This window comes from Amycolatopsis sp. NPDC054798 (assembly GCF_053611505.1).
In genome coordinates, this window is sequence record NZ_JBSHAM010000016.1 from 1 (window position 1) to 15,442 (window position 15,442).

Annotated in this window: 18 protein-coding genes; 8 read left to right on the forward strand and 10 right to left on the reverse strand. The window is 68.5% G+C overall.

Annotated elements, in window-relative coordinates; translation table 11 throughout:
• The first annotated feature begins 118 nt into the window (after nucleotides 1-118).
• Together ACWGIC_RS12970 and ACWGIC_RS12975 are read left to right on the forward strand one after the other, a co-directional pair.
• Entirely contained in the window at nucleotides 119-649 is a 531-nt protein-coding gene (locus ACWGIC_RS12970; RefSeq protein WP_452076095.1) for a hypothetical protein, read from the forward strand.
• A gap of 71 nt (nucleotides 650-720) precedes the next feature.
• A complete protein-coding gene (locus tag ACWGIC_RS12975; protein ID WP_452076096.1) occupies nucleotides 721-1,857 on the forward strand; it encodes a PucR family transcriptional regulator in 1,137 nt (378 codons plus the stop codon).
• Nucleotides 1,858-1,902: 45 nt separating this feature from the next.
• Here the strand turns inward: ACWGIC_RS12975 and ACWGIC_RS12980 are convergent, their stop codons facing one another.
• The gene (locus tag ACWGIC_RS12980; RefSeq protein ID WP_452076097.1) at nucleotides 1,903-2,391 is read right to left on the reverse strand and encodes a hypothetical protein; all 489 of its coding nucleotides are present in this window, start codon (nucleotides 2,389-2,391) and stop codon (nucleotides 1,903-1,905) included.
• 361 nt (nucleotides 2,392-2,752) lie between these two features.
• Nucleotides 2,753-3,256 (reverse strand): MarR family winged helix-turn-helix transcriptional regulator, encoded by a 504-nt coding sequence (locus tag ACWGIC_RS12985; protein WP_452076098.1) that lies wholly within the window; start codon nucleotides 3,254-3,256, stop codon nucleotides 2,753-2,755.
• A 91-nt stretch (nucleotides 3,257-3,347) separates the two neighbouring features.
• On the opposite strand from ACWGIC_RS12985, the gene ACWGIC_RS12990 reads away from it, so the two are divergent.
• Nucleotides 3,348-3,884, forward strand: coding sequence for a dihydrofolate reductase family protein (locus ACWGIC_RS12990; protein ID WP_452076099.1), 537 nt, complete (start codon nucleotides 3,348-3,350; stop codon nucleotides 3,882-3,884).
• Between the two features lie 24 nt (nucleotides 3,885-3,908).
• On the opposite strand, the gene ACWGIC_RS12995 is transcribed toward ACWGIC_RS12990, so the two are convergent.
• On the reverse strand, nucleotides 3,909-5,483 hold the full coding sequence (locus ACWGIC_RS12995; RefSeq protein ID WP_452076100.1) for a multicopper oxidase family protein: 1,575 nt from the start codon (nucleotides 5,481-5,483) through the stop codon (nucleotides 3,909-3,911).
• On the reverse strand, nucleotides 5,480-5,869 hold the full coding sequence (locus tag ACWGIC_RS13000; RefSeq protein WP_452076101.1) for a hypothetical protein: 390 nt from the start codon (nucleotides 5,867-5,869) through the stop codon (nucleotides 5,480-5,482). Before ACWGIC_RS13000 ends, ACWGIC_RS12995 begins: the two co-directional genes overlap by 4 nt.
• Nucleotides 5,870-5,976: 107 nt before the next feature.
• Between ACWGIC_RS13000 and ACWGIC_RS13005 the strand changes: the two genes are divergently transcribed.
• Both ACWGIC_RS13005 and ACWGIC_RS13010 read left to right on the forward strand, forming a co-directional pair.
• Nucleotides 5,977-6,867 carry a LysR family transcriptional regulator gene (locus tag ACWGIC_RS13005; protein WP_452076102.1) on the forward strand — a complete coding sequence of 297 codons (891 nt, stop codon included), beginning with the start codon at nucleotides 5,977-5,979 and terminating at the stop codon, nucleotides 6,865-6,867.
• A gap of 357 nt (nucleotides 6,868-7,224) precedes the next feature.
• Entirely contained in the window at nucleotides 7,225-8,091 is an 867-nt protein-coding gene (locus tag ACWGIC_RS13010; protein WP_452076103.1) for a helix-turn-helix domain-containing protein, read from the forward strand.
• Here the strand turns inward: ACWGIC_RS13010 and ACWGIC_RS13015 are convergent.
• The 3 genes from ACWGIC_RS13015 to ACWGIC_RS13025 all read right to left on the reverse strand — a co-directional run bounded on the left by ACWGIC_RS13015 (nucleotide 8,078) and on the right by ACWGIC_RS13025 (nucleotide 10,403).
• Entirely contained in the window at nucleotides 8,078-8,860 is a 783-nt protein-coding gene (locus tag ACWGIC_RS13015) for a hypothetical protein (RefSeq protein WP_452076104.1), read from the reverse strand. The genes ACWGIC_RS13010 and ACWGIC_RS13015 overlap by 14 nt on opposite strands.
• A gap of 9 nt (nucleotides 8,861-8,869) precedes the next feature.
• Nucleotides 8,870-9,550 (reverse strand): papain-like cysteine protease family protein, encoded by a 681-nt coding sequence (locus ACWGIC_RS13020; RefSeq protein WP_452076105.1) that lies wholly within the window; start codon nucleotides 9,548-9,550, stop codon nucleotides 8,870-8,872.
• Nucleotides 9,551-9,803: 253 nt separating this feature from the next.
• The gene (locus ACWGIC_RS13025) at nucleotides 9,804-10,403 is read right to left on the reverse strand and encodes a TetR/AcrR family transcriptional regulator (RefSeq protein ID WP_452076106.1); all 600 of its coding nucleotides are present in this window, start codon (nucleotides 10,401-10,403) and stop codon (nucleotides 9,804-9,806) included.
• A 77-nt stretch (nucleotides 10,404-10,480) separates the two neighbouring features.
• Here ACWGIC_RS13025 and ACWGIC_RS13030 point away from each other — a divergent pair, with 77 nt between their 5' ends.
• Entirely contained in the window at nucleotides 10,481-10,987 is a 507-nt protein-coding gene (locus ACWGIC_RS13030) for a DUF1453 domain-containing protein (RefSeq protein WP_452076107.1), read from the forward strand.
• A 7-nt stretch (nucleotides 10,988-10,994) separates the two neighbouring features.
• Here ACWGIC_RS13030 and ACWGIC_RS13035 read toward each other — a convergent pair whose 3' ends face one another.
• Nucleotides 10,995-11,891, reverse strand: coding sequence for a hypothetical protein (locus ACWGIC_RS13035; protein ID WP_452076108.1), 897 nt, complete (start codon nucleotides 11,889-11,891; stop codon nucleotides 10,995-10,997).
• 61 nt (nucleotides 11,892-11,952) lie between these two features.
• Nucleotides 11,953-13,161, reverse strand: a complete 1,209-nt coding sequence (locus tag ACWGIC_RS13040) for a cytochrome P450 (protein ID WP_452076109.1) — start codon at nucleotides 13,159-13,161, stop codon at nucleotides 11,953-11,955.
• Between the two features lie 107 nt (nucleotides 13,162-13,268).
• On the opposite strand from ACWGIC_RS13040, the gene ACWGIC_RS13045 reads away from it, so the two are divergent.
• Complete coding sequence (locus ACWGIC_RS13045) at nucleotides 13,269-14,066, forward strand: thymidylate synthase (protein ID WP_452076110.1); 798 nt, start codon at nucleotides 13,269-13,271, stop codon at nucleotides 14,064-14,066.
• A complete protein-coding gene (locus ACWGIC_RS13050) occupies nucleotides 14,066-14,527 on the forward strand; it encodes a dihydrofolate reductase (protein WP_452076111.1) in 462 nt (153 codons plus the stop codon). Before ACWGIC_RS13045 ends, ACWGIC_RS13050 begins: the two co-directional genes overlap by 1 nt.
• Here ACWGIC_RS13050 and ACWGIC_RS13055 read toward each other — a convergent pair.
• Entirely contained in the window at nucleotides 14,524-15,426 is a 903-nt protein-coding gene (locus tag ACWGIC_RS13055; protein WP_452076112.1) for a S66 peptidase family protein, read from the reverse strand. The two genes, ACWGIC_RS13050 and ACWGIC_RS13055, sit on opposite strands and share 4 nt — an antisense overlap.
• Between the last annotated feature and the right edge of the window lie 16 nt (nucleotides 15,427-15,442).

Here is a 15,442-nt window from a genome sequence, read left to right on the forward strand (position 1 = left end):
CGTCATGGGCCCCTTGTGGGAATCTGATTCCCTCAAGGGGCCCTTCACGGACTTTTCGGGACCGGTCCCGCCCGTGCCGCGCTATCTTGGCCGCCTTCTTGGGCGGAGGAGGAGCCAGGTGACAGAGCAGACGGTCGAGCGGACCAGGCGGATACCGACGGGCGCGGCACTCGCGATCGGATTCGCGGTGCTGGTGGCCGTTCGGGAGACAGTGTTTCTGATCTGGCCTTCCGCCACGGTGGTTTCGACCCGCCCGGGCAGCCGGTGGGACGCCGTCGACGCGCTGTCGTTGATCACGATGTTCGTGCCGGCGGACGACGGCACGATGTCGGTCAGCATGCTCGGCGGCCTGGTCAGCCAGGTCTTCTGCGGAGTGTGCTGTCTCGCCGGCGCGATGCTCCTGGCGCTGCGTCACACGCTCGGCCGGACCCTCGTTCTCCTCGGCGCGGGCAGCAGGCTGCTGGTGGTCGTGGTCGCTATCGTCGTCGCGTTCGTTCCTATTGACGGCACCCGGGTGCTCGACCCGGAAGGCGTCGGCGGAGCGTCGTTCGTGTCGTTCTTCCTCATCGAAGCCGATTGGGTGCTGCCGCTGCTGGTGTGCGCTTTCGCGACCGGCCGGCGCGCGAAATCCTGGGTGCGGACTGGGTAGGTCCGGAGCTTCTCAGCGCAGCCGGGAAACCCCTATGCTGGGCGGCCCCTCGCCGGGAGGAAACCGTCGCCATGCGTAGCGGAGAAACCAGAGCTGTTCTGGAACGGCTCCTGCCCCGGGTGCTGACCGGAGTGCGGAACGAGCTGAACACCACGATGGCCGTGCACGGGCCAGGAGCGCTCGCGCTGATCCCGCGTTCGGTCGAACTCATCCGGTTCGGCGCGGATCTCGCCTTCGACTGCGCGCGTGCGGATCAGCTCACCGAGCCGGAAACCCTGTCCCCGTACGAAAAGTTCGGCCAGGTCGTAGCCGATGGCGGGTTTTCCGCGGATTCGCTGCGGCTGGGCGTCACGACGAGCTATATCGCCGCGATGCGGATCGCGCTCGCCGAGGCGTCGGTGAGCGACCGGGCCACCCTGATGCCGCTGGTCAGCTGGTCGGCTCAGCTCGGCCCGCTGGTCGAGGACACCGAGCTGGGCGCGTTCTTCGATTGGCATCAGCAACGGGCGGAAACCGGTCGCTACCGCGAGCAGGTGGTCCGCAGTCTGCTGAGCGGTTCGGCCGCCGGGGTGGGCACGCGGGCTCCCGCGCATCTGATCGCCTTGGTGTCGCCCGCCGGCTCGCGCGGCGAGCCCAAAGCCAAACTGGCCCGGATCGAACAGGATCTGCTCGAAAGCGGCGCGTTGGTGCTGGCGCGCAAGCATTTCGTCATCCTGCTGCATCCCCTGCCCGCGTTCGACGGGCCAGGGGTGCGGGTGCCGGAACACTCGCTGGTACCGGCCCTCGGCACGCTGGGGCCGGGCGTCCAGGTGGCTCTGGCCAAGGGACGGACGCAGGAACTTCCCGGTGCGTTCCGGGAAGCGGTGACGGTCTGGCGGCTTGTGCGCAGCCGTGGCTTTCCGGCCGGGTTCTACGACCTGTCGCACGTGCTGGCCGATCGGCTGGTGTCGTGGGATGCGGACCTCGCGAAGCGCCTGCGCGGTCTTCTCGCGGAGCTGGCCGATTCGCCGGTACTCGTGGATACCTTGCGCAGCTGGGTTCTCGGGAACGCGGACCGGCGGCGGGTGGCCGCCAAGCTGCACGTTCATCCGAACACGCTCGACCGCAGGCTCCGGCACATCGAGCAGCGCACGGGGCTGTCCGTGAGCGACTACCACGACCTGCACGTGCTGCACCTGGCCCTCGCCGCGCTGTCCGCGCGCCAATGACGTCGAGTGCCGCGGCCGCCGGCACTCGACGTCCTGGTCTCCCGGTCAGGGCCGGAAGAAACCGCTGGCGTAATTGCAGGTCACCTGCACGGAATTGTTCGGGCTGCAGTTCCCGCCCGCCGAACCGCCGATGGTCACGACGCCGCCGGTGCGATTGGCGATCGTGGCGGTGGCCAGCGCTTCCACCGGGATGCCTTTCGGCACCGACACCGACTTGTTGCCGGGCGAGGTGGTGAAAAGCAACTGGGTGAACGCACTGGGATTAGTGCCGAAGGCCAGGTTGCCGAACCCGGTCGTCAATCGCGACGACAGGGAGATTTGCGCCGGAGCGGAACAAAAGACGCCGAGCGACCAGAACACGTTCGGCGGGGAACCGGGGAATTCGGAGAACTTGACCTGAAGCGGACCGGAATTGCAGAGGACCGAAGTCGCCGCCGGTCTGGGCGAGGCCGTCGCGGCGGTCTGCCCGGTCAGAGCCAGCACCGCGGACATGCCCAGAGCCGCACCGGCAAGCCGGCCTGCGGAGTTCACCATTGCCGCACCTCCTGATTCGAAAAGGGTTGCCGACGGAGGAAACCGTCGCGATCAGCGTAGGAAGGCCGCCGCGCGAGGTCACGGTGACGAGGCCACCCAGCCGTCGGGAACCGAGGTGACCGCTTCACCTCTCTGGTGCGGCACCCGCGGAAGCAATGGTCGAGGCATTGCCGCTCGCAGTGGGCTTAGGCAACCGCGAGTTCGGCCGGGGTGCGCTTTCGGTCAGGCTCCGTGACGGCAGACTTCGTTGCCGGACAATGGATCGGATGTGCGGCGCGGTGGTTGGCTCCTCGTTCTGGTTTCGAAGTTGCTCACCTTCCGGGCCGTTGTCCGGCGACGCTGTCGCCCGCGCTCGGCCCAGTTAGATACCGCGGTTTTTGACTGTCCGCAGCAAGGTGTACATCGCGTCGTCCAGTTGCCGCTGCTGCCGGTGGGACAGCCCGGACAGCAGTGCGGCCTCGTTCGCGGCGTGGTCGCTGATAGCCGCGTCGACGGCAGCCATGCCCTTTTCGGTGAGGGTGACCAGGAAGCTGCGCCGGTCTTCCGGGTCCAGCTGCCGGTTGACCAGCCCGGCCCGGTCGAGCCGGTCGAGGCGGTTGGTCATTCCCGCCCGCGACAGCATCAGCTGCTCGGACAGCGCCGACGGGGTCACCACGTAGGGCGGCCCGGACCGGCGGATGGCGGCCAGTACGTCGAACTCTCCGTTGCGCAGGCCGTGGCGGGCGAAAACCTCGTCGAAGGACCGGTTCATGATCGCGGCGAACCGCGTCACCCGCGCCAGGACCTCGACCGGCCACAGGTCCAGGTCGGACCGCTCCCGCCGCCATTGCTCGATCACTGTGTCGACCTCGTCGCTCTCCCGCATGCCCCCAGCATACTATTTGACGCATGATAGTTCGACGCCGTACTATTTTGACATCGAACTACATTGGTCCAGCGAACACCGGGAGCACTTCATGCGCAAGATCGTCGCGAGCCTGTTCGTGTCCCTCGACGGCGTGGCCGAGGCGCCCGAGACCTGGCATTTCCCCTACTTCGACGACGAGATGGGCAACGCCGTCGGCGCGGCCATGGCCGGCTCGGACGCGATGCTGCTCGGCCGCGTCCAGTACCAGCAGTTCGCCGCCTTCTGGCCGGCCAGCGAGGACGAGGTGGCCGACTTCATGAACAACCAGAAGAAGTACGTCGTCACCAACACCCTGACCGAGGCCGAGTGGAACAACACCGAGATCATCAGCGGCGACGTGCTGGGCCGGATCAGAGAGCTCAAGTCCGGCGAGGGCAAGGACATCGGCGTGACCGGCAGCCTCACCCTGGTGCGAGCGCTGCTCACGGCCGGGCTTCTCGACCAGTTGCAGCTTTTCGTCCACCCGATCGTCCTCGGCAAGGGCGCCCGGTGGTTCGACGACCTCGGCACCGTCGAACTGCGACTGGCTTCGGCCGAGACTTTCCCCACCGGAGTGATCCACCAGACCTACATCCCGGCGTCCTGACCACTTCGGCTGCCCGCTGTCGCGCTAGACGGTCTTGAACGTGGCCATCATGCCCATGTCCTCGTGCTCGGCGTTGTGGCAGTGGAACATGTACCGCCCGCGATACCCGTCGAACCGGGCGATCACCTCGACCGCCTCGCCGGGCTGAAGGTCCACGGTGTCCTTCCGGCCCGCGTCGTGCGGGGCGGGGTCCTTGCCGCCGCGGGAAAGCACTTGGAAGTGCACCAGGTGCAGGTGGATCGGATGATGCAGATCCGCGACGAACCGCCAGATCTCGACGTCGCCGAGTTTCGGCTGGGCCGCGATCCGGGTCGGGGTGAAGGCTTCCCCGCCGATGGTCCAGCCGTGCCTGCCGTTGAACTGTCCACTTCGGAACGCGAACTCGCGCGTCACCGTCGCTTGGGCGCGGTCGAGCCGTTCCACTTCGGACAGTTTGGCCGGGACGCGGCTGTCGTCCTTCACCCGGCGGGCGACGCGAAAACGCATTACCTGCGCGGTAGTCCCGGTGCCGAGGCGGTTGACCAGCGTTACCTCGGTGCCGACCGGGTAGGCCCCGAAATCGACCACCGTGTCGTACCGTTCGGCGGGAGCGATCGGCAGGTGCTCGTGGCCGCGCGGAGCGTCGAGCAAGCCTTGGTCCGAGCCGATCTGGATGAACGCGGGTCCGCTCGGCGGCGGTGGGTCGAGCGCGAGGTCGTAGCGGCGGGCGTTGGAGCCGTTGAGGAACCGCAGCCGGTACCGGGCTGCCGCCACTTCCGCGACCGGCCAAGGCGCGCCGTTCACCAAGAGTACGTCACCGAGAACGCCTGCGGCGTAAGCATCTTCGACACCGGGAACAGTCCGAAGTGAGGGATCCAGCGACGGATACCGCATCGAGCCGTCTTCCGCGAATGCGCGGTCGGTGATCATCAACGGCAGTTCCCGCTCGCCGCGCGGCAGCGGCAGTGCGTCTTCCTCGGCGTCGCGGACGATGTGCAGTCCGGCGAGTCCTCGGTACACGGCCGGACCGGTGAAGTCCATCCGGTGGTCGTGGTACCAGAGCATCGCGGCCTTTTGCTGCAACGGATACGTGTACTCGCGGGTGCCCGTGGTGACGACGGCGTCCGGGTCGGCCATCCCCGCATGTCCGTGCCCGGCACTGGCCAGGTAACGGCCGTCAGCGGGCAGGACGAGGTCGGTGGCATAGCCGTCGGACTCCGGCGGCGTGCGTCCGCCGTGCAGGTGCACGACCGTCGGCACCGGAAGTTCGTTGCGGTGCCGGACGATCGTGGTCCGGCCGCTGCGGGATTCGATCGTCGGCCCGGGAAAAGTGCCTTGATAGCCCCAGATCGGCGTGCGCAGTCCGGGCAGGATTTCCGCGGTGCTCGCCCGCTGCACGATTTCGTACCGGTCGACGCCGCCGTCGCGCGATACCGGCTGCAACACTGGCGGCAGCGGCAAGGGCGCCTGAAACGGTTGCGGCAGCGGAACTTCGCTGGTCAACAGCTCGCCGGTCGCCGCAGCGGGCCGCAACAATCGCGGCGCGACGAACCCGGCAGTGAGCAGCGCACCGGCTCCGCCTGCCAGCCCGAGAAACCGGCGTCGCGACATCCCGCTCATCGCCGCGCCCCAGTCCGCCAGATGCCGAACAGCGTCCCGAGCGCGATCGCGACCAGCGCGACACCGAGCGGAATGTGCAGGTCAAGGGCACCGGCCAGACCCGCGAAGTACTGCGCGGTCTCGCCGCCGGCCAGCAGCAGACTGGCCCAGAACGGCCACTGGACGCCGCCGCGCCACCAGTACAGCGCGGCGGGCACGAGCTGCACCAGCGCGAGCGTCGAGACGATGTTGGCGCCGAGTTCGTGCATCGCCAGCATGCCGTAATCGCCGATCAGATACCGCCCGGCGAACACTGGCTGGCCCAGGATCGCGACGGCGTGCACCGTCACGAAAACCCGCAGCACCACCAGCAACGTCCGCCCGCGTGTCAGGGCCGCCTCGGCCACCGTTCCCCCTTGTGCGCGTAAGTCTTCCCCCAGACAGACGCTAAGCTGAACTTCTCATGCCGTCCAAGACCAAAATCGCCATGTATTCATGACCTCGGAGCTATGAAATGGACCTGCTGCAGCTGCGCTACTTCCAGGCGGTCGCCTACCGCGGCCATCTCAGCCAGGCGGCGGCCGAACTGCACATCGCGCAGCCGTCGCTGAGCCGGGCGATCGCGCGGCTGGAGGCGGATCTCGGCGTGCCGCTGTTCGAGCGTGCCGGGCGCGGGCTGCGGCTGAACTACTTCGGCACCACGTTCCTGCGCCGCGTCGACCGGGCGCTGCGCGAACTCGACGACGCCCGCCAGGAACTCTCCGACCTGGCTGGTCTGGACCACGGCCGAGTCGCCGTCGCGTCGGAAACCCTGCTCACGCTCACCGGCCTGATGAGCGCCTTCCGCGCGGAGCACCCCGGCGTCGAGCTGCGGCTGTACCAGTCGTCGGCGGAAACCATGGCGCAGCAACTGTGTGCGGGCGAGGTCGACCTGTGCTTCGCTTCGCAGCCGCTGCGGCTGCCCGGACTGGAGGCGCGGGAACTGCTGCGCGAGGAGGTGCTGCTGGCCGTGCCCAGCACCCACCGGCTCGCCGGGCGCAAACGCGTGCGGATAGCGGACCTCGCGAACGAACCCATGGTGACGACCCGGCCCGGCTACTGGCCGAGGACCCTCTCCGACCGTCTCTTCGCCGAGGCGGGCCTGGAACCGAATTACTCCTGCGAGAGCGACGAACCCGGGGCGACTGGGCAGCTGATCGCGAGCGGACTGGGAATCGGCCTGGTGCCGGAGGTTGCCCGCCGGGCCGCCAAGGACGAAACGGCTGTCACGCTGGTGGTCGACGCTCCGGACTGTTACCGGAGCCTAACCGTGGTCCAGCGCTCGGATTCGTATCTTTCCGCAGCAGCCCAACGTCTCACGGAGTTCGCGACGGCCTACTTCGCGGAGCCGTCCTTCGCGGTGTGAATCGTCGCGCACCGCGACTCCGGCGAAGGCGCACAGTTCTGCATCCGCTGACCGATCGAGCGCCGCCAATCGGCGGCAGACACCCGCCGCCGTGGCCCATCGCGGAGACCTGCGGGCTCTGCTCTGAGACCGGCTGGACGACGAGCGGCTGCACTGTCTGGCGGGACGTCGGGAGCAGCTGAACCGCCCAGGCGGGGGGATTTGTCCGATTCTCGACCATGGGCGGTTGTTGCCAGGTCACGAACTGCTCATGCTGAACAGCTATTCGGCACGAGCAGGGGAAGCCAGATGCAGCAGCAGAGCTTGGCGGTCCGGTGGTCGGCGCGAACAGTACGGTCCGGCCCGTTTCATCGCGCGTTGTCCGAGGCCGTAGACCGGCGCGGGTTGTCCCTTTCGCGGCTTCGCGCGCATCTCGCCGCGCACGGGGTTTCGGTCGCCGAGTCCACGCTGAGTTACTGGCAGCGCGGCCTGCGCAGTCCGTCCGCGCCCCGGTCGCTCGACGTCGTGCGCGCTCTGGAATCGGTGCTGAACCTGCCGCCGGACAGCCTGGTCGTGCTGATCGGTCCGCACCGGACCGCGGACGCCGACCGCCGCCCGTCCCTGCCGGAACTCCAGCAGAGCTGGGCCGAGACGTTCGCGCTGCGCGACGAGCTGAGCGGGATGCCCGGCAGCGAGGAGAACGCGGACCTCGACGTCGCGACGGTGGTCGACGTGCTGACGCTCGGCGCGCAAGGCCGGACCAAGGAGATCTCGTCGACCATGGTGGTACGCGCGAGACGGTCCGGGCCGGACAGTTTCCTGGTGACGCACCAGGACGAGGACGGCAGCGACGTCACGGCGACGTCGATCGTCGCGGTCGACGGCTGCCGGGTCGGGCGGGTGCGCCGCAGCGTGCAGTCGGCGGGGATGGTGTTCGAGCTGCTTTTCGACCGCGGCCTCGCCGAGGGGGAGACGCACACGTTCGGGTTCACGCTGCGTCCCGCCGCCTCGGTCCGGCCGGGAAGTTTCCACCGGGTCGTGCGCTCCCGCATGTCGGCGTACCTGCTGCGGCTGCGCTTCGACCCGGCCGCGCTGCCCGCGCGCTGCCTGCGGACCATCCGGCCGAGGGAGGACCTGGAACTGCTGGTCCGCGAGCCGCTGTTCTGCGGGCCGGGGAACACGGTGAGCGCCTACTTCGAGGAACTGGGCGTGGGCATCGCCGGGGTCGACCTCATTTGGGATTGATCCGGCGTTTCGTCCAGCGCCACAACAGGAATCCGGCGCCGACCACCAACGCGGAGCCGAAGATGATCAGCCCGGCGACAAGCGAACCGGCCGGTCCCGAGTCGCGCTGGAGGGTTTGCTTGAACCCGATCCCGCCGCGCTGCTGGTAATCGGAACCGGGCAGTTTGTCGGCGTACCGCGAATGCACCTGCTGCTGGTACTCGGCGATCGGCGTGAACTCGCCGACCGGCGACTGGGGAAGGCTGGCCTGCAGCAGCACGACGCCGTCCCGGCTGAGGTCGTACCACCCGTTGATCTGCGGTTCGTTCAACAGCACCGAACCCGGTTTCAACCGGGCGCTGAGCGTCTCCTCGTCGTTGCCGGACAACACGTTCCCGACCGACCAGCCGCCCGGCGCGGAATGGTCGGGCGCGGCGCGGAGGGTGGCTTTCGCGCCGGTGGCCGCGGTGGCCGTCACCGCGATCGCCCGCAGCGTGCCCGCCGGTGCGCCCGGTTTCGCGGCGACGAAATCGGGGTTGAGCGTGTAAACCGGGATTCCCTTGTGCTCCAGCGTGATCCGGCCTGGCTCGGCGTGGCCGACCTGCCGGAAGTTCGACGTGGCGAAACTGATCGCACGCGCCGTTTCCGCGGCTTTGACCGCGGCCGCGACGTCCTGCTCCGACGGCGGCGCGACCCACGAGGCCCCGGCGGCCTCGGCGGGACCGGCGGACAGGAGCGCCGCGACCGCGATCGCCGCGCCGGCGGCGAACTTCCGGCAGATCTCACCCATGGCGGCTCGTCAGCCCTTCTTGATGTTGACGATGGTGTCGTTCCAGGTGAACTGGCCGTTGCTGCGGTAGGAGTTGTAGTCCCAGGTCTGGTACCGCTCGTAGCTCGGCCACGGGTCGCCGACCATCAGCGACTGGTTCGAGCTGTCGTATCCGTAGATCACCTCGGCGTGCCCGCCGCCGGAGGTCCAGTAGATGCCGGTCAGGTTCAGGATTCCGGAGTTGACCTGGTTCTGGATCGACGAATAGCTGATCGGCCCGTTCGCGTCCTGCGCGGAGAACCCGGTGCCCTGGAAGCCCTGCACGATCTCGTAGATCTGCCCGCCTTCGTTCGGGCAATACCCGGCCTGCGTGCCCTTGCCCGCCGCGCAGAAATCGGCCTGCGTGGCGGTGCCGCCCTGCGACTGCTCGATGCTGGAGCCGTCCGCGGCCCAGCACCACTGGTCGTTTTCCTGCACCTGCTGGTTGTATTCGAGCTGCTTCGACGCGGGCAGCGCGTGCGCGGTGCGCGCGCCGACCGGCTGGATTTCGCGCACCTGGGTGTGCGTGGCGGTCTTGATGAGGCCGTTCGGCTGGTGCGCGTCGGTGTTCGACTGAGCCAGCGCGGCTCCTGGCAGCAGCGCCATGGCAAGCGCGGCTGCCCCGGTCGCCACCGTAATCCGGACTGTCCGCCGGGTGGGTCGGTAATCCATCGAATCTCCTTGTGCCAGACGGGGAAGGGAGCTTGCCGGGGTGGACCCGGCCGAGCATCACTGTGGGCACGCCCGTTCCCGCAGAGCAACGGCCCTGGCACACGGTGTGAGCGTTCACAGCCGGTTCTGCGGGAAAATGACTGGCACCGCCGCGGTTTCGCTCACCGCGGCGACAGGTAATTCGCAATATTCACAGCGCGTTCACAGCCGATGAATCGCGCCGGGCAGGGGTCGGTCCACAAGGGACTGAGGGTTACGGCAGGCTTCGCCGCAGCGCGTCCCGGAGCAGTTCCGGCGGTGTCGATTCCGGGTGCAGCACTGCCTGCATGGTCAGTCCGTCGAGCAGCGCGGACAGCCGGACCGCTTCGACGGTCAGGTCCAGTTCTTCGGGGAGTTTGCCGAGTGCGACGGCCTCGCGCAGGATCCGCGCGATCAGGTCGCGCAGGTACTGGTGCTGTGCGTCGGCGCTCGCGCGGAACGCCGGCCGGGTGCGGGCGGCGACGGTGAACGCGAGCCACGCCACCGCTTCGTCGCGCCGGTCGTCGTCGAGCGGGAGGAACTCGGCGAGGAGGTCTTCGACGAGGGTGCGGCGGTCGGCGTCGGCTTTTGAAGAGAGGAGCCGGTCCGCGCGAGCCGTGACGCGCTCGCCGATCCGATGGCCGAGCTGGTCCATAGTGAAGATCATCATCTCTTCGTGGTCGGCGAAGTAATGCCGGATCGACCCGATCGCCAGGCCTGCCTCCTTGGCCACGTTGCCCAGCGTCGCCCCCTCGACGCCGACGCGGCGGACAACCCGGACCACGGCCTCGCTCACGGCCTTCCGCCGGTCTTCCGGCACCACGATCTTCGGCATGGTTGCGTTTATAGCACGACAGTGCCACGATGGATTTAGCTTGATGGTGCTAAATAGGTTGGGCAAGGGGGTCCGCGATGAGCGGGTGGGTGCTCGTGAGTTTGATCGTCGGCGTCGTGGCGATGCTGGCGTTCCGGATAGCCGGGGAACCGCTGAACTGGCGCGACACCCTCGCGCCGCCGGTGGTGCTGATCGCCATCGGCGTCGCGGGGGTGGTGAGCTTCAAAGGGCTGACCAGTACCGACGTGTGGTGGATCGTCGGCAGCTGTGCGGTTGGTCTGGCCTTCGGCGCGGCGCGCGGCGCGACCATCCGGCTGTATGAGAAGAAGGGCGAACTGTGGCAGCGCTACCGCCAGTCGAGCCTCGCACTGTTCGTGCTCGGCGTGGGCGCGTCGATCGGATTCACTGTGCTGGCGGTGAAATCCGGCATGCACGAACAGGCGAGGCCGTATCAGCTAGCGATCGGCGTCAGCTTCGCCGGGGAAGCGCTGGTGCTCATCCCTCGCGGGCTGCTCTCGGACGTGCCGTTCGCTAAGGACAAACCGCGGCCGTGGGACAACTGGCTGCGGTCGAGGGTCCGGTAAACCCCGCTCAGGACAATTCGGCCTGCCGCCGCCGCAGTTCGTCGATGACCTGGTCGAACACGGCGCGGTGGGCTTCGAGCCGGGCGAGAGCCAGTCCGACCGACTCCTGCACCTGTTCGACGTCCTCGGCGGCGATCTCGATGTGGTCCGCCCGTTCGGCGGTGGTTGTCCCGACGACCAGCGGGCGGTCGACCCGAGGGAGGAGCCGCCCTTGCGGTCCCCGGTCGAGCCAGGCCGCCAGGTCTCGTGTCTCGTCCTCCAGCCGGACTGTCCACGACTGCCGCCGCCGTGCCGCCCGGCCCGGATCGCGGCGTTCCCAGCCCGCGACGACCATGTCCTCGATGGCCTTGGCCGCGGTGCGGCACGCGACTTCCAAGCGGGGCAACGGATCCAGCCCCACCGTCGAGATCTCCTCCAGGATGGGCTCGCCCGCGGTCCACGTCCCGTCGACGGTGTGGGTTTCGGCGACGTCGTGCGCGGTGGCGAGCAAGGCGCTGATCGCCTCGCGCACCTTCGCCACGTCGGCCGGGTCGAGGTCTTCGTCGGTCAGCCGGTGCGGCGACTCGGTGCGCGGCGGGCGTTCCTTGGCCGGCCAGGAACGTGTCCCGCCGCGCCGCCGGTAGTGCTGCTGCATCGCCTGTTTGGACCGGTTGCCGTACTCCGCCCCCAGCTGTTCCCAGGTCCAGCCTCGATCCAGAACCGATTCGATCAGCGTGACCTCGGCCCGGTCCAGGTCGCTCCGGACGTCCGGGACCAGGTGCAACGCCCCCGCCGCGTCCTCGGCGCTGAGATCTTCGCCGGGGTGGTCCCCCGATCTCGCCGCGCGCACCAGTTCGCTGAGGAAGGGGTTTTCGCGTTGCCGGAAGTACCGGGTGGCCATGGTCTGCAGCGGGTCGTCGATCATGGGTGTCAACGTATGCGTTGACACCCATGACTGTCAACTGATCCGTTGACGAGCCCGGGAGTTACCAGGTCACGGGCAGCTCGTGGACGCCGTAGATGTTCATGCCGGTCCGCAGCGGCACCTCGTCCGGCGGGATCGCGAGCGCGAGCGCCGGGAAGCGGCGCAGCAGCCCGGCGAATCCGGCGCGCATTTCGATCCGGGCGAGCTGCTGGCCGAGACACTGGTGCACACCGTGCCCGAAGGACAGATGCGTGCGCGCGTTCCGCTCGACCTCCAGGGCTTCGCCTTCGGGAAAATGCGAAGGATCGCGATTGGCGGCCAGCATCGAAATGAGAACGGTCGACCCCTTGGGGATTGTTTCGCCGCCGAGTTCGAGATCCTCGGACGCGTAACGGAAGACGATGTCGACCACCGCGAGATAGCGCATCAATTCCTCGACCGCACCCGGGATCAGGTCCGGATCGGCACGCAGCGCGGCAAGCTGCCCGGGGTTCTCCAGCAGGGCGAAAGTGCCGAGCGCCAGCATGTTCGCGGTCGTTTCGTGCCCGGCGAGCAGCAGCAGGAAACCGATCCCGACCAGTTCCTCGATGCTCAGGTCGTCGTCGCGGGCCAGGTCGGACAGGATGTCGGAGCCGGGATCCGCGCGCTTGTCGGACGCCAGCTTCCCGAGATATGTCGTGATCGCCGTCCACGCGGCCATCTTGTCCTCGAGGCTCTGGTCCCGGAGCATCATCTGCGCGGAGTTCTTCTGGAACATGTCCCGGTCGGAATACGGAACGCCGAGCATTTCGCAGATCACCAGCGACGGAACCGGAAGCGCGAATTCCTGCACCAGATCGACCGGTTTCGGGCATTCGGCGAGATGATCGAGCTGACGTTCGGCGATTTCGGTGATGTGCGCTTCGAGCTGTTTCATCCGGTTGACGGTGAAGGTGCCGGTGAGCTTCCGGCGCAGCCGGGTGTGATCCGGCGGGTCCATCGTGATGAACAGGCCGGGCACCTGCGGCGACGGATCGAACTCCTCCTGCGCCTCGGGCATGCTCGGCGTTTCGTAGGGCACGTGCACCGCGCCGAGGTCCTGGCGCGAGCTGAACCGCGGGTCGGCGAGCGCCTGACGGGCCGCGTCGTAGCCGGTGACCAGCCAGCCGTCGTGCCCGTCCGGGAACTTCAGCGGGCTCACCGGCCGGGCCTCCCGCAGCCGGGTGATGGCGGACGGCGGGGCGAACGGGCCTGCGTCGCGGTCGAGCGGCAGGCCGGGCGGGCGTGTCATCGGCGATCCTTTCGTCGGTGGTGGTCAGACCAGCGTCGTTGTGGCCACTGACATACCGCTGATACCGCCTCCCTGGACTCGGCTGCCGTCTCGATTACGATCCGGGCATGCCGGATACGCAGTACGAAGACCTGCTTCAGCACGTGCTCGACACCGGTGCCCGGAAGGGAGACCGCACCGGTACGGGCACCCGGTCGATTTTCGGGCACCAGCTGCGCTACCGGCTGGCGGACGGTTTCCCGCTGATCACCACGAAAAAAGTGCACTTCCGCTCCATCGCGTACGAACTGCTGTGGTTCCTGCGCGGCGACTCGAACGTCACCTGGCTGCGTGACCACGGCGTCACGATCTGGGACGAATGGGCGGCTCCGGACGGCGACCTCGGCCCGGTGTACGGCGTGCAGTGGCGGTCTTGGCCGACGCCCGACGGCGGGCACATCGACCAGATCAGCGAAGTCCTCCGCACTCTGCGCGAGAACCCGGATTCGCGGCGGATCATCGTCTCGGCGTGGAACGTCGCGGACATCCCGCGGATGGCGCTGCCGCCGTGCCACGCGTTCTTCCAGTTCTACGTGGCCGACGGCGAGCTGTCCTGCCAGCTGTACCAGCGCAGCGCGGACCTGTTCCTCGGCGTGCCGTTCAACATCGCGAGCTACGCCCTGCTGACGCACATGATCGCCGACCAGGTCGGCCTGCGCGTCGGTGATTTCGTCTGGACCGGCGGGGACTGTCACATCTACGACAACCACGTCGACCAGGTGCGCAAGCAGCTCTCCCGGGACGCGCGGCCGTTCCCGTCGTTGAGCCTGAAACCGGCGCAGAGCCTGTTCGAGTACGACTACGAGGACATCGCGCTGGAAGGCTACGACCCGCATCCCGGCATCAAGGCTCCGGTGGCTGTCTGATGATCGGACTCATCTGGGCGCAGTCGGCGAACCGTGTCATCGGGCGCGACAACGCCCTGCCGTGGCACATCCCGGAGGACATGAAGCACTTCCGCACGGTGACCGCGGGCGCGACCGTGCTCATGGGGCGGCGCACGTGGGAGTCGCTGCCGGAGCGGGTCCGGCCGTTGCCGGGGCGGCGCAACCTGGTGGTGTCCAGCACGCCGCAAGAAGGCGCGGAGACGTTCCCCAGCCTGGAGCAAGCGTTTGCGTCCGCCGACGGCGACGTGTGGGTGATGGGCGGCGCGCGGATTTACCAGGAGGCGCTGCCGTTCGCGGACCGGATCGAAGTGACCGAACTGGCCGACTCCTTCGAGGGCGACGTCTACGCGCCGGAGATCGGCCGGGAGCCGGACACGGTCGGGGAATGGCAGGAGTCGAAGAACGGGCTGCGCTACCGGTTCCTCAGCTGGCGCTCCTAGCTGACCGCCGGCCCGACGGTGAGCGTGTCGCCGTCGAGCTTCGCGACCGGCCCGAGCGGGACCGACAGCGGCGAGTCGCCGTGCCCGGCGTCGATGCCGCCGAGCACCGGGACGTCCAGCGCGCCGAGCCGGTCGCGCAGCACGTCCAGCACCGTCCAGCCCCGGTCGGTGTAGTCCTCGAACCCGGGGAACCGGCCGAGCGCGACCCCGCGCAGACCGCGCAGCGAACCGGACCGCATGAGGTGCGTCAGCTGCCGGTCGACCTGCCCGAGGCCGATCGCGCGCGGGGCTTCGAGGAACAGGATCGCGCCGTCGAGGCTGGGCAGTCCGGCTCCGATGAACCCGATGACGGTGCCGAGATGGCCGCCGACCAGATTCCCGGTGGCCGTCCCGGGAAACGCGATCGCGGCGGTGAGCGCGTCCGGGTCCCGGTGCAGCGTCACGGGTTCGGTTTCGAACAGCAGCCGCCGGGTCGATTCGGCGGAGCGCGCGCCGGAGAGGAAACCGTGGATCCCGGCGATCCGGCAATGCCGCCACAGCGCGAGGTGGAGGTTGGTGATGTCGCTGAAGCCCAGGAGTGGCTTGGGATCCGCGCGCACGGCGGCGAAATCGATGCCGTCGGCGATCCGATACGCCCCGGCCCCGCCCCGGGTCGCGATGACCGCGCGTACGCCGGGGTCGCGGTAGGCGTCGTTGAGATCGGCGAGCCGGTTCTCGTCGAGCCCGGCCAGGTACCCGTGCCGGTCGAGGGCGTGTTTGCCTACCTCGACGATCAGGCCCCAGTTTTCCAGCGTGCGCACGGATTCCGCGAGCAGTTCGGCGCTGGGCCAGCTCGCCGGGGAGACTAGGCGGACGCGGTCTCCGGGCCGGATTCTCGGCGGCAGCACGACGTCGGTCACTGCCCTACTCTCCCAG